The sequence below is a fragment of the Enhygromyxa salina genome, from assembly GCF_002994635.1.
In the GTDB taxonomy this organism is placed as follows: Bacteria; Myxococcota_A; Polyangia; order Nannocystales; family Nannocystaceae; genus Plesiocystis; species Plesiocystis salina_B.
This window is the reverse complement of record NZ_PVNL01000135.1, coordinates 491,126-503,489: the sequence shown is the minus strand read 5'-3', so window position 1 is coordinate 503,489 and position 12,364 is coordinate 491,126. Positions and strand designations below refer to the sequence as shown.

Annotated in this window: 12 protein-coding genes; 3 read left to right on the top strand and 9 right to left on the bottom strand. The window is 65.5% G+C overall.

Annotated features, from left to right (window positions below; translation table 11 throughout):
* Window positions 1-118: 118 nt before the first annotated feature.
* The 3 genes from ENSA7_RS36335 to ENSA7_RS36325 all read right to left on the bottom strand — a co-directional run bounded on the left by ENSA7_RS36335 (window position 119) and on the right by ENSA7_RS36325 (window position 2,060).
* Complete coding sequence (locus tag ENSA7_RS36335) at window positions 119-1,201, bottom strand: hypothetical protein (RefSeq protein ID WP_106094000.1); 1,083 nt, start codon at window positions 1,199-1,201, stop codon at window positions 119-121.
* 126 nt (window positions 1,202-1,327) lie between these two features.
* Window positions 1,328-1,663 carry a hypothetical protein gene (locus tag ENSA7_RS44585; RefSeq protein WP_181234452.1) on the bottom strand — a complete coding sequence of 112 codons (336 nt, stop codon included), beginning with the start codon at window positions 1,661-1,663 and terminating at the stop codon, window positions 1,328-1,330.
* 28 nt (window positions 1,664-1,691) lie between these two features.
* Complete coding sequence (locus ENSA7_RS36325; RefSeq protein ID WP_106093998.1) at window positions 1,692-2,060, bottom strand: histidine phosphatase family protein; 369 nt, start codon at window positions 2,058-2,060, stop codon at window positions 1,692-1,694.
* 53 nt (window positions 2,061-2,113) lie between these two features.
* Between ENSA7_RS36325 and ENSA7_RS36320 the strand changes: the two genes are divergently transcribed.
* Window positions 2,114-2,911, top strand: coding sequence for an SDR family NAD(P)-dependent oxidoreductase (locus tag ENSA7_RS36320; protein ID WP_106093997.1), 798 nt, complete (start codon window positions 2,114-2,116; stop codon window positions 2,909-2,911).
* A 48-nt stretch (window positions 2,912-2,959) separates the two neighbouring features.
* Here the strand turns inward: ENSA7_RS36320 and ENSA7_RS36315 are convergent, their stop codons facing one another.
* Window positions 2,960-3,976, bottom strand: coding sequence for a fibrinogen-like YCDxxxxGGGW domain-containing protein (locus ENSA7_RS36315; RefSeq protein WP_181234451.1), 1,017 nt, complete (start codon window positions 3,974-3,976; stop codon window positions 2,960-2,962).
* Window positions 3,977-4,530: 554 nt separating this feature from the next.
* Window positions 4,531-4,713, bottom strand: a complete 183-nt coding sequence (locus ENSA7_RS36310; RefSeq protein ID WP_106093995.1) for an FKBP-type peptidyl-prolyl cis-trans isomerase — start codon at window positions 4,711-4,713, stop codon at window positions 4,531-4,533.
* A 1,084-nt stretch (window positions 4,714-5,797) separates the two neighbouring features.
* On the opposite strand from ENSA7_RS36310, the gene ENSA7_RS36305 reads away from it, so the two are divergent.
* Window positions 5,798-6,484, top strand: coding sequence for a hypothetical protein (locus ENSA7_RS36305; RefSeq protein ID WP_146158547.1), 687 nt, complete (start codon window positions 5,798-5,800; stop codon window positions 6,482-6,484).
* A gap of 172 nt (window positions 6,485-6,656) precedes the next feature.
* Here the strand turns inward: ENSA7_RS36305 and ENSA7_RS45585 are convergent, their stop codons facing one another.
* Both ENSA7_RS45585 and ENSA7_RS36295 read right to left on the bottom strand, forming a co-directional pair.
* Window positions 6,657-7,607: an FKBP-type peptidyl-prolyl cis-trans isomerase gene (locus tag ENSA7_RS45585; RefSeq protein ID WP_106093993.1), complete on the bottom strand. Its 951-nt coding sequence runs from the start codon at window positions 7,605-7,607 to the stop codon at window positions 6,657-6,659.
* A 50-nt stretch (window positions 7,608-7,657) separates the two neighbouring features.
* Entirely contained in the window at window positions 7,658-9,133 is a 1,476-nt protein-coding gene (locus ENSA7_RS36295) for an SDR family NAD(P)-dependent oxidoreductase (protein WP_106093992.1), read from the bottom strand.
* 105 nt (window positions 9,134-9,238) lie between these two features.
* On the opposite strand from ENSA7_RS36295, the gene ENSA7_RS36290 reads away from it, so the two are divergent.
* Window positions 9,239-9,895, top strand: a complete 657-nt coding sequence (locus ENSA7_RS36290; protein WP_106093991.1) for a hypothetical protein — start codon at window positions 9,239-9,241, stop codon at window positions 9,893-9,895.
* Window positions 9,896-9,898: 3 nt separating this feature from the next.
* Here ENSA7_RS36290 and ENSA7_RS36285 read toward each other — a convergent pair whose 3' ends face one another.
* Window positions 9,899-11,584, bottom strand: coding sequence for an aminotransferase class V-fold PLP-dependent enzyme (locus ENSA7_RS36285; protein WP_106093990.1), 1,686 nt, complete (start codon window positions 11,582-11,584; stop codon window positions 9,899-9,901).
* 43 nt (window positions 11,585-11,627) lie between these two features.
* Window positions 11,628-12,329: a hypothetical protein gene (locus ENSA7_RS36280; RefSeq protein WP_146158546.1), complete on the bottom strand. Its 702-nt coding sequence runs from the start codon at window positions 12,327-12,329 to the stop codon at window positions 11,628-11,630.
* Window positions 12,330-12,364 lie beyond the last annotated feature (35 nt).

Here is a 12,364-nt window from a genome sequence, read left to right as displayed (position 1 = left end):
ATCTCGGCGGCCCACTCGTGCAGCTCAATGCGCGATTGTGGCCTCGCAGCTGCCACCGCTTCTGCGAAGACTCCCCGCCCGGTTTGTCGCGGGTTCTCCCTTCTTGGGGAACCTCAACCTATTGAGTTTTAGCGAATTCAAGTAGACTTTCGCCCTCGAAGTCTGAAAACACGCTCGGCTGCCTTTCACCGATCGCACAATATCCAACAGCCAGAACGTCACCCAAGACGCCCGTTTCCACCCGAGATGGATCTGGCTGAAGCAGCAAGATTTCCATGACTTCGTGCTTCGCAGCGAGTAACCCGATCTCTCGCACGACAGCGGCCGGAGACTCAGGATCGCCGATGAGCAGGAGCCGCCTTAGATCTCCGCCTGCATCCTTTTGAAGAGAGACGGCAGTCTCCACTGCATGCTCGAGTTCGACAGTTGGCGTGATATCCATGGTCCTGCGAGCCATGCCTGGGTCCAGTACGACCGCCCTCGACGGATCGTCCGTCGCGCGCCCATCAGCGGTTACAAACAAGAAACTGTCCCCGTCAACGGGGAAATCTGGCTGCCAAGAGATACAGTCGACGCCAGGTTGGCGACCGAACTCATATACTCCGCCAACCCAGCGGTTGTCATTCTTAAGTCGCCCGCTTGACGTAATGGAATAGGCCGCACTCATCACAACGCGAACACCGGCTTCGAGGCTCAACGTCACCAGACAAAAGGCGCCCCACGCGATCACCTGCGGCGTGGAATATGCGGACGGCGTCCGTCGCTCGCCCCATACCCACCACGCGATGCTCCCGGCCAAAGCCAGAGCGAGTGCCCCGCGCCCATGCAGGGGAACCAGTGCGTCGTGAGGGGCGGCGCTTGCGATGAGACTCAAACCAAGCACCGCAGCGCATGCCAAATGCGCCAATGGATTGATCTTCTCATCGTCGTGTAGGATTTTACCGAATGATGCAATAGCCCAAGCGGCTCCGTACGCGGCCAATGCGACAACCCCAACCCGGACCTGGATCTCGTCCACCTGCCTCAACCGTGGCTCGGTCAACTCGGTGTAAGGAATAGCGAACCACGCACCACCTTTGAGCACAAACAAGGCATCGACGGTGAGGCAGACCTGGTACATGAGAAGCAACGCCAGGAACCCGAACGCCACGAGCGGGCGCAGAAGTAGACGCAAGGCAACACCGGCAGAAGCCCACGTCATCGCCCGAGTTGCTCCAGAATGACGTTTAGCCAGATGAGCCTCAGGCTGCAGTAAATAAAAAGTCCGACCGCCCCCGAGCGAAGCAGCCGAGGCCAAAACTCGCTCGACAACATGAGTCCTTGATCCTTAGCGAAAGACATCCCTGCCCCCCATCTTCCTCGTTGAGATGACCTCGGGAATTGATCCGCGCAGCACCGGACCGAGACCGATCGAAGATAGAAAAGCGTCTGAGAAAACGACGTCGAAACGGACGATGCCTTCGAAATACGCGGATCCACCCAATGTGGACTGTGACCTCGGCTCGACGAGCGCGCCCTGGTCACCTTCTTCAATCTGGAGCAAGTTTCCGATACGGCCTTTGGCAGCGAAAATCTGCCCCCGCGCCAACGTCGCCACCAAAGGATCTAGCACGGCGAACGGGAGATTTTTGTCCGCCAAATAATCTGCCGACCCAAAACTCATCGATCGCCCCTGGCTTTCTTGGTCATAGTCATGCCGATTTGCCCATCGCGTGCGTGGCCAGCTTGGCGAGCCCAGGTTGATCGTGTGGAAGCTGGCCGAGCGCGGCGACAACCAGCGCCTGCCCGTCGTGCTCGTCGAAGCCCGCGAGCACGACCGGATCGGGAAAGCTCAGGTCTGCGCTGGCGAAGCCCGCGGCGGCGAGCGCAGCCGTGTGTTCGTGGCGGCGCGCGGGCCCGCTGAACACCGCGTCAAACCCAGGACGCTCGGCCGCCAGCCAGCGCCGCGCCAGCACTTCGCCGAGCGTGCGCGCCTGCTCGCAGCCGCGAGCTGACAGCTTGTCGTAGTCGGCCGCGAACATCGACGCTTGGGCGTGGCGGATCACATGGACGGTGCTCACGGCCGCAGCCTACCGCCTGGACGCGGTCGCGGCAGCCGTCTAGAACCACAGGCATGAGCGAGACCACGCGCGCCACCAAGTTCGACCTCAGCGGCAAGGTAGCGATCGTCACGGGCGGCTCGCGGGGCATCGGCCTGGCCGCGGCCACCTCGCTCGCGGCCGCCGGAGCCAAGCTGGTGTTGGCCTCGCGCAAGCCCGAGCCGCTCGAGCTCGCGGCCGCCCAGATCCGCGAACAGACCGGCGCCGAAGCGATCGGCGTCGCCGCCCACACCGGTGACGAAGAGGCCGTCAACCGCGTCGTCGAGCGAGCCGTCGCCGAGTTTGGCGGCGTCGACATCCTCGTCAACAACGCCGCGAGCAACCCCAACTTTGGGCCGATCCTCAGCTCCGACGACAGCCACTGGGACAAGACCTGGGACGTCAACGTCAAGGGCTACTTCCGCATGGCGCGGGCCTGCGTGCCGCAGATGAGCGAGCGCGGCGGCGGGCGGATCATCAACATTGCCTCGGTCGCCGGCCGCCGCGTGCAGCCGGGCATGGGGATCTACTGTGTGTCCAAGGCCGCGGTCGTGATGCTCACCCAGGTGTTGGCCGTCGAGCTCGCGGATCAGAAGATCAACGTCAACGCGCTGACCCCCGGGTTTGTGAAGACCAAGTTCTCGAGCGCGATCTGGGGGAACGAGGCGATCTCCGACGCGGTGATGAAGGCGATCCCGCAGCACCGCATGGCGGCGCCGGAGGAGATTGCGAACATGATCCTGTTCTTGGCCTCGAGCGAGAGCAGCTTCGTGACCGGGTCGATCATCGACATCGACGGCGGCCAGCTCGCGGCCTCGGGCGTGGTCGTCTAGCCCAGTAGGTCGAGGTTCGGCGCTGCCTCAGCGCCATCCCCGCACACGTCACCGCACGAACACTTGAATGTAGTTCTCGCCGAGTTCGGCGGTCCCGCTGTTGAGACCGAGTGCCCCAGCGAAGCCCCGACCGCCAGATTCGAGCATGTCTCTGCCTAGTTCACAGCAACCACACTGGCTGGCGGGACCCAGTCCCGCGAGATCTGCATCGTCGAATGGACATCCGTTGTTGCCACCCCGATTCCATGCCAAACCGTGGGTCGCGGTGGAGCACACATCCGAAACCAGGCAATAGTCCAAGCTGGTCTCGTGATCCCCGATGTTGAAGTAGAGGTCTGTGTCGCACAGCCCGACATCGTTCTCGAGGTTGGAGGCCAGCGTTCCGTCCGTCATCTCGATACCATTTCCCGCCATCGCGTAGTCACAGTTAGGTGAAGGCTCCGCGCCCACGTAGTGCCCGAGGTCTGTGCTGCCCTGCGTGACGTCGTCGTACTGTGCCCAGATGTCCGACGGTGCATGGACGGCGAGAATGTCTCGAAACACCATCTCGTTGTAGGCCCGCGACTTGTAGTCACGATTTGTCTCGTCGAGGCTACCGACGACCGTGGCGTCCGTCGTCAGCCATGCCCGGTGCTCCCACGTCCAGGTGTGTTGGGCGTCGTCGCTCGAAACCAGCACCAAGGTCCAACCACCACCACCTCGTTCGAGTTCACACAGGACCTCGAACGGTGTGTTGGGACCATCCCCGTCGACATCGATCCAGTAGCGACCACTAGGGGCCTCCGGTGTGTTGCTGTTGATCTCCTCGCAGCTCTCGGTGTAGCCACACACACCCTCGAAGCAGCCCCAAGTCTCACAGTCGCTCGAGGCGTTGCAGTTGAGCCCCACACCGCAAGGTAGGCAACCTCCGCCACAATCGACGTCGCTCTCCATACCACTGACCAAGCCGTCACTACAGCCGGGGGCCTCGCACAGGGTCGTGCATGTGTCGTCATTTGTGGCGTTGCCGTCGTCGCAGGCCTCGTGTCCAATGTGAAGTAAGCCATCACCACAGACAGCCAACATGCAAGTGGTCGTACAGCCGCCGTTGTCCGAGTTGAGTGGACCAAGGTCGCACTCTTCTTCCGCGCCGACCTTGCCATCGCCGCATCGGGGTTCGGCTTCGCCGGAGTCCGACGTATCCGTGACGCCGCTGTCGTCCCCGCTTCCACCATCCCTGGACCCGGTGTCGCTCGCATCTGTGCTGGTGACGTTGGTCTCGGATTGAGTCCACGACACATTCGAGTCGGATGTGGGTTCGCTTGATCCACAACCGACAACAACGGTCACGATCCAGGCAGCCAGTGCTCTTGTATTGGAGGGATATTGCCGCATCGGCGGAGGCTACGACAATGGGTTGCGGACCGGTGACCCCGCATGACTCAGCGCGTTCGCCCCCCGATCAGGCCGCCCCGGCCAGGCAGTCACCCCTCCTCCGCCGGGGCAGATCTACATGGGCATGGGTGGCTCCTGCCAGCAGGCTCCCACACATTTCCTGTCGGCGGCCTCGGGAGTGGTCGTTTAGACCAGTTGGTAGGAGGGTCGCTTCTAGACCAGCGTCATCGCCGCACCGATCAAACTCAGCGCGGACGCGGTGCCGGGCGCTGCGGTTGCGCGGGGGCGTCGCGGATCGACATCAGCTCGACAGTAAAAGTCAGCCGCGAGTCAGCGGGGATCTTGCCCTTGGCGCGGGCCCCATAGGCGAGGTCCGACGGGATCGTCAGCCGCCGCAGACCACCGACCTTCATGCCCGCGATGCCCATGTCCCAGCCCAAGCTGCGCAGCGAGGTTGTCCCGGGCCCCGCCCCCCGAGCCGGCCGAGCCCACGCAGCTGAAGCTGTTGTGCGAGGGGCGAAGCGACCGAGTTCGAGCCCGGCACGAAGCCTCCGAGCCGTCACCCTTGGGCCTGGCTGCCGCAGCGAGTGTTCGCAGTCGACATCATGGTCTGCCCGGGTTGGCTCGCTGAAGCTGGTCGAGATCGCCAACGAGCGCGACACGATCACCCGAGTCCTCGCCACTGTTGGACTCGGGCCGAGGCCACCACCGCGACTTCGGCCGCCGCTTCCCGGCCAGCTCGCGCTAAAGTTCGCCGCCTGAGCGCCGCGACTCCAAACAGGTTGCGATGGCGTCGCCGTGTCTCGAAGGGTGAGCTCGACCAGGCCAGGCCCGAAGTCGCTCACGGAGATTGCCGAAGTCGCTGATGGCCATCACCCAAGGGGGTCGCTCGCCCGGACCCGGACCCGGAGACTTGGCCGAGACCCGGCCCGCCCGACACCGATACGTGTTTCTCGCCATCCAGACCGGCGTCTCTCGCTGCCAGACCACCGTTCGGAAGTCCTTGACGCACAGCGACTGCGTGGTGACCATTGATCCCACCGAATGGCTGGAAATTTGAAGTATCAATGGGGACCTAAAACTTTTTGGGAACGCTGGGACAGGCGGCTGTCGGTCGGTCGCCAGAGACTCTACGTCATCTGGATATCTGGCTGTCTCGCCTGCAGTGAGCAGTCGGAGGCAGGTCCCCAGTGCATCAACGCTATCCTCGAGGGTGACGGGATCAACTTCGGTTTGCTCGGCCTCGATCCCGAGGACATCTGCGCGTCGAGCTTCGAGGCATCGGAGTCACACGTAAAGTGGATGTCCGCGGCGTGGGGGGTCGAGTCATCGCCGATCCGATACGCGCTATATGAGTCGCACGACGCAGGCTGCTGGATCTGCTCCGATACTGTATCCGCATGCGGAATCGACGGCAGGCTCGGCTCGACCTTGATTCCCCACCGTCACGAACTGTCCCACGCTGGCCGTGGGCCGAACTGCTCCTCGTTCATCGAGGAGGGGTGGGCAACCTTGTATTCGGACGCTAACGAAAATGCGGAGTCCGTCGGGACCCTGCGCGACGCGATGCTTGCGATTCAAGAGCATGGTCGCCTGACGGGAATGTACTATCCGCTGGCCCAGCGGGTCGTTGCGTTCTTGCTGGAGACTCGCGGGCTCGGGACCGTGCATCGGATGTGTTCCAAGCCACTCGGGAGTGAGGAGGAACTCGAGGTGGCGTTGCTCGACGAGCTCGGATTGTCGATCGACCAGTTCCAAGCCGAGCTCGACGCCTACCCGCCGTGGAGTGTGGCCCAACTTCGTCAGGATCAGGCCTGTGAGGGAGCCGACGCCGTCGTCAGCCAGGCCGCATGGACGATCGAGCTGGGGTGTTCGGCCCCCGGGGTCGAGGGCCGGCTCGGCGGCGAGGTCTCCAGTCACGTGCTCGTCGAGATCGCCGAGTTCGGCCAGTACGCGTTCGACTTCAACACCTCCGAGCCGCTGCAGAACCTAAAGGTAGAGCTACGCGGCTGCGAGCGAGACGGCCTCGCCTCGATCTACTACACGACGTGGATCGGGAGCACCGGTGAGAGCAACCACCTCGCGCCGATCTTCAACGACTTGACGCCGGGCGTCTACGTGCTGCGCTTCAGGCTGAAGGACTCATCCAGCCTTGGACCCGACGTCCAGATCGCGCTCAGCGTCGCCCAGTGGCCGTGACGCTCCACCTTCCATGGCAGCTGTACCGGGCGACGATTGCACAACGGGGGGCATGTCACATTCTCGCGATGGACAACGCAGGGACCCGTACCAGTTGGCTCGATCGTGGTTGGCTTCGCGCCTCGACGAAAAATCCGGCGCGAGGAGCCGCGATGCATTGCACCACCGGCCGCTAGCGCGGACGCGGTGCCGGGCGCTGTGGCTGCGCCGGGGCGTCGCGGATCGACATCAGCTCGACAGTAAACGTCAGCCGCGAGTCAGCGGGAATCTTCCCCTTCGCGCGCGCCCCATAGGCGAGGTCCGAGGGGATCGTCAGCCGCCGCAGACCACCAACCTTCATGCCCGCGATGCCCATGTCCCAGCCCTTGATCACCCGCCCGGTCCCGAGCACGAACGAGATCGCCTTCTTGCGGGTCACCGACGAGTCGAACACGGTCCCGTCGTCGAGCTTGCCCGTGTAGTGCACGGCCACGTTGTCGCCGTCGGCGGCGACCCGGCCTTCACCCAGGGCGAAGTCTTCGATCACCAAGCCACCCTCGAGCTCGGATTTTTGCAGCGGCTCCCCGGCGAACGCGTCGTCGCCCTTTGGATCGGGCAGCGGCGGCACGACCTCGACCAGCTCGAGCGTGAAGGTCAGCCGCGAGTCAGCGGGGATCTTGCCCTTGGCCCGCGACCCGTAGGCGAGGTCGGCGGGGACCGTGAGCCGCCGCTTGCCGCCAACTTTCATGCCGGGCAAGCCCTGGTCCCAGCCCTTGATCACGCGGCCCTCGCCGATCGTGAAGGTGTAGGGGCGGTTGCGCTTCTTCGAGGTGTCGAACACGGTGCCGTCGTCGAGGGTGCCGGTGTAGTGCACGCTGACCTCGCTGCCGACCTTGGCCTCTTCGCCGGTCCCGATCAGGAAGTCGTCGACGATCAGTCCGCCGCCGAGCGTGGCCGTGGACACTGGCTCGCCGGTAAACCCTGGCTCGGCGGTGACCGCTGGCTTTTGCTGCTCACCCGCGGTGGCGGCCGGCGGGGCGGCAGCGGAGGGCTTGCCACCGTCGGCGGCGCTCGGCGGATCGATGCAGGCCGCGAGCGAGACGAGCAGGCACGAGCAGAACAGGGAGCGGGTCAGGGCAGTCATCGCGGCGCAGATATATCAGCCCGAGCGGAGGAAACAATCGCGCCTGGCGATCACCAGTCGGTGGGCTTGTAGTCCTTCAGAAACCGGCCCCACGCGTGCTCACCGGTGATCTGACCCTGGAAGATCGGGTCGACGATCCGCGCGGCGCCGTCGACGATGTCCAGCGGCGGATGAAAGCCCTCTTCGCGCTTGCGATCCGCGATCTCGGCGGGGTCTTCGTCGGTGACCCAGCCGGTGTCCACGCTGTTCATGTGGATCCCGTCGCGCACATAGTCCGGCGCCGAGGTCCGCGTGAGCATGTTGAGCCCGGCCTTGGCCATGTTGGTGTGGGGGTGCCGCGGGGTCTTGAAGGTCCGGTAAAACTGCCCCTCCATCGCCGACACGTTGACGATGTGCTTGTCCCGCTCCGGCGTCCGCGTCATCAGCGACTTGAGCTGACCGTTGAGCACGAACGGCGCGACCGCGTTGACGAGGTGGACCTCGAGCAGCTCGACGGCCGAGACCTCGTCGAGCAGCAACCGCCAGCTGTTGACCTTGCGAAAGTCGAGCTGCTGCTCGTCGGCGTCGAGCGCCCCGGTCGGGAACAGGCGCACGGAGGTGTCGAGATCCTCGGCGAGCAGCGGGACTTGGCTGAGCTCGGCGGCGCCTCCGGTGTGGGAGGACAGTTGGGCGGTGAGCGGGGCAGGCAGCGTCTCGACCCGGGACACCACGCCGCGCGCGGCGGCCGAGAGCTGCTCCGGTTGGCGCTCGGCATCCATCAAGTGCGCATAAAAACCAGCCGGTCGCCGGACGGTCTGGCAGGCGTTGTTGATGATGAAGTCCAGGCGCGACTCCTGGTCGAGCAGCTCGCGGCAAAACTGCTGGACGCTGGGCGTGTGACGCAGGTCCAAGCCATGAATGGCCAGGCGGTGGCCCCACGCTTCGAAGTCGTCTTCGGCGGCGTAGCGGCGCGCGGCGTCATGCGGGAACCGAGTGGTCACGAGCACCCGAGCCCCTGCGCGCAGCAGCTTGATCGCGGCCTGGTAGCCGATCTTCACGCGGGCGCCAGTGATCAACGCGGTCCGCCCGGTGAGGTCTGCGGTCTGGTGGCGGCGCTCGAGGTTGAGCTCGGCGCAGTCGCAGCAGAGCTTGTCGTAGAAGTGGTGGACCCGGGTGAACTTGGACTTGCAGACGTAGCAGTTGCGCGCTGACTCGAGCTCGGGTTGCTCGAAGCTACCGGCCTCGGCCGCGAGCTCGCGGGGGGCGTCGCGACTGGGGGTCGCAAACACGGGCTGGGCTCGCTTGCGGCGGATCATGAGGGCGTCGAGCACCTTCTCGTCCGCGCTGCGCTGCTTGGACTTGCGCTCGCGCTGCTCGGCCCGACGAAACACCCGTTGCTCGGTCCGCGACGGTCGGGAGGCCATGCCCGCGGCCTTCATGAGTCGCGTGCGGAGCTCGGGGTCGACTTGGGCGAGCAGGCCACGGTCGGCGACGATCGCCTCGAGGACGTCGACCGCGTCACCAAGCTTTTGCGCGAGGTTGTCCATGCGGGGGGTCTATAGTTTGATCGCGGGATCGGGGGCAACTGCGGCCGGGCGGGTGATCCGCGGGCGGCAGCTGGTAGCCGCGGGCGGGTATAGTGCGGCCTCGCCATGTCACGGTTCACGCAGGTGTGTCTGGGTCTGATGGTGCTCGCGCTCGCGGCCCTGTTCATGTGGCCGGATCGGTCACCGGGGCCGCAGCAGGCCGAGCCGGTCGCGGACCGTGCCGATCCCGCGGGTCCGCAAGCCGCGTCCAAGTCTGCGACCCGCACGATCGAACGCCCGCCGAGCCAGGCGAAGGCGCCCCCGTCGGAGCCGACGCCGCAGGACGCTCGGGTCGCGCGCGAGCAGCTGCGGGCGAGCATCCTCGCGCAACAGGCTCGGCGCGCGAATGAGCCTGCGCCTGCGCGGCCAGATCGCGCGGAGCCAGTCGAGGCCGCCGCGCCAACCGGTGAGCTGCGCAATCGCATCGGCGGTCACGAGGATCTGCTCGCGCAACTCAACACGGACTTCATGCCCTTGGCCGGCGAGTGCATCGACGCCGCCCGCGAGCGCGACCCCGATCTGGGCGGCATGCTCACGGTCAACGTCGAGATCATGAGCGACGAGGAGCTCGGCAGCATCGTCGAGACCGTCGAGTTTGGGGATCAGGACGGGATCAATGATGAGGAGCTGCGCACGTGCATCCGCGAGACCACGCTGAGCATGATCTTGCCCGAGGCGCCGACCGGCCAGGAGCAGTTCATGCTCACGCTGCCTCTGGAGTAGTTTCTAGGCCATTCGCTCGCCGGGCAGCGGAAACCAGCGCAGGTGCTCGAAGTCCTTGGTCGGCGCCACAACCGGCTCGCGCTGTCCGGGCTCCGCGTTGGCAAGGATCTCGCGCGCAGCCTCGAGGTAGCCGGGGAGCGCGTCTTCGCTGGCGTAGACCCGATGCGGCCGGTGCGACATCCCCTCGGGTCCATAGCTGATGTCGCGGAGGCTGAGCGGCTCGGCGCCGCCGCCCTTGCGGTGCTTCCACAGCCCGGTCTTGGCACAAAAGTCATACTCGTCGAGCAGCTTCCAGCCCTCGCGCGCGACGATGTGCACGGCCTCGAGGATGAACTCGAACACGGCCTCGGAGATGAAGTAGTTGAAGTTGACGCGGACCCAGCCGGGCTTGATGCCCTCGCAGCCCCGCCCGATCTCGCGCTCGAACTCGTGCGAGGTCTCGAGATCGATCCCCAGCAGTCGGTGGCCGTAGGGGCCCGCGCACGAGCACCCGCCGCGAGACTGGATGCCAAACACATCGTTGAGCAGCGCGACCACGAAATTGTGGTGCAGGTACTTGTCGCCGTGGCGGACCACGAACGAGACGATCGACAGGCGCTGGGCCGTCTTGTTGCCGAGGATCTGGATCGCCGGGTTGCCCGACCACGAGTCGATCGCGCGGTGAATGAACGACTGCTCGCACTCGCGGATCACGTCGGTGCCGACCGCCTGCTTGAGCTGAAACACCAGCCCGGCGCGGATCGACTCGACGATCGCCGGGGTCCCGCCCTCTTCGCGGTGCTCGGGGTTGTCGATGTAGCGGTGCTCGGTCGGGTTGACGTACCAGACCGTGCCGCCGCCGGGCACGGTCGGGATCGTGTTGGCGCACAGCTCCTTGCGGAGCACCAGCAGGCCCGGCGTGCCCGGGCCGCCGATCAGCTTGTGCGGCGAGATGAAGATCGCGTCTTTGTACGACAGGTGGCCGTCCTCACCGTCGTCGAGCGGTCCCATGGAGATCGAGACATACGGAGCCGCGGCCGCGCAGTCCCAGAACGAGAGCGCGCCGTGGCGGTGCAGGGTGATCGCAATGTTGCGGGTGTCGCTGACGATCCCGCTGACGTTGGAGGCGGCCGAGAACGAGCCGATCTTGAGCGGGCGATCTGCGTAGTGGATCAGCGCGCGCTCGAGCTCGGCGAGATCGATCTGGCCGTGCTCGTCCTCGCGGATGACCACGACCTCGCAGATCGACTCGCGCCAGGGCAGCTCGTTGGAGTGGTGCTCGTACGGGCCAATGAACACGACCGGGCGCTCGTCGGCGGGGATGTGCTTGGACAGGCCGTAGCGCTGGTCGAGATCCCGCGGGATCCGGCAGTTGAGGATCCCGATCATGCGATCGATCGCGCCGGTCGAGCCCGAGCCGCTGAAGATCACCGCGTGCTCGTCGGTCGCCCCGACCGCGTCGCGGATGATGCTGCGGGCGTCCTCACGAAACCGCGTGGTCTGCAGCCCCGTGCCCGAGCTCTCGGTGTGGGTGTTGGCGTAGAGCGGCAACACGGCGTTGCGGATGAAGTCCTCGATGAAGCTCAGCGAGCGGCCCGAGGCTGTGTAGTCCGCGTAGGTGACCAGGCGCGGGCCGTAGGGCCCAACGACGGCCTCGTTCCCCCCAATGACAGAGGCCCGGACGAGTTCGATGAGCGAGGCGTTGGACATCGGTGGCCGAGTCTATCCGAAGCCCACGCCCGACCCCAGCCGCCTACCCGGGCAGCCAGCCGACGTAGACGTCTTCGACGATCCACGAGTCGACCACGACGGGCTCGAGCCCCTGCGCCTCGAACGTGACGTTGGTCAGCTCGAGGGTGGCGTCGGCCGGCATCTCCCATGGTTGGGGCTCGCCGGTCGGGACCACGGTGAGGGTGACGGTCCCGCTCACGGCCGTCCACTCGTGAGTGATCTGCGGGCCGCTGCCCGTGTCGTTGCAGCCGTCGTCCAGCAGCGTGCCGATCGCCGCGGTGAGCGTGACGTCGGGGCTGGGGAGCTGGCTCTCGCGGACCTGGGTCTCGCCCATGTCGTGAGCGGTCGCCGCGATCTCCGTGCCGCTAAACAGGATGCCGACCGTGCCATCTTGGTTGGTCACGCCAATGTAGACATCACCGCAGCCGCCGGCTTTGGTCAGCGAGGCGGGGAAGTCGGCCGGGAGACTGGTGGGGTCGTCGCCGTCGCCGTCGCCGTCTCCGGTGTCACCGTCGCCGTCTCCAGTGTCGCCGTCGCCATCCCCGCTGTCGCCATCGCCGTCGCCATCCCCGCTGTCGCCATCCCCATCCCCATCGCCATCGCCATCCCCAGTCTCCTCGTTGGCCGCGTCGTCGTTCCCGCCGTTGACAACACAGCCGAGCCCGCTCGTCGCGCTCAGTACCAACACACCAGCCAAGCCAAAGTTAGTCAGAGTCGTTCGCATCTGGCGAGGATAGCAGAGCTCCCCAGCGTGGACAG

Bases quoted from the DNA above. Each gene is read 5' to 3' on its own strand.
- ENSA7_RS36335 (WP_106094000.1), bottom strand. From the start codon at position 1,201: ATGACGTGGGCTTCTGCCGGTGTTGCCTTGCGTCTACTTCTGCGCCCG.
- ENSA7_RS44585 (WP_181234452.1), bottom strand. From the start codon at position 1,663: ATGAGTTTTGGGTCGGCAGATTATTTGGCGGACAAAAATCTCCCGTTC.
- ENSA7_RS36320 (WP_106093997.1), top strand. From the start codon at position 2,114: ATGAGCGAGACCACGCGCGCCACCAAGTTCGACCTCAGCGGCAAGGTA.
- ENSA7_RS36315 (WP_181234451.1), bottom strand. From the start codon at position 3,976: ATGTTGGCTGTCTGTGGTGATGGCTTACTTCACATTGGACACGAGGCC.
- ENSA7_RS36310 (WP_106093995.1), bottom strand. From the start codon at position 4,713: ATGGGCATCGCGGGCATGAAGGTCGGTGGTCTGCGGCGGCTGACGATC.
- ENSA7_RS45585 (WP_106093993.1), bottom strand. From the start codon at position 7,607: ATGACTGCCCTGACCCGCTCCCTGTTCTGCTCGTGCCTGCTCGTCTCG.
- ENSA7_RS36295 (WP_106093992.1), bottom strand. From the start codon at position 9,133: ATGGACAACCTCGCGCAAAAGCTTGGTGACGCGGTCGACGTCCTCGAG.
- ENSA7_RS36290 (WP_106093991.1), top strand. From the start codon at position 9,239: ATGTCACGGTTCACGCAGGTGTGTCTGGGTCTGATGGTGCTCGCGCTC.
- ENSA7_RS36285 (WP_106093990.1), bottom strand. From the start codon at position 11,584: ATGTCCAACGCCTCGCTCATCGAACTCGTCCGGGCCTCTGTCATTGGG.
- ENSA7_RS36280 (WP_146158546.1), bottom strand. From the start codon at position 12,329: ATGCGAACGACTCTGACTAACTTTGGCTTGGCTGGTGTGTTGGTACTG.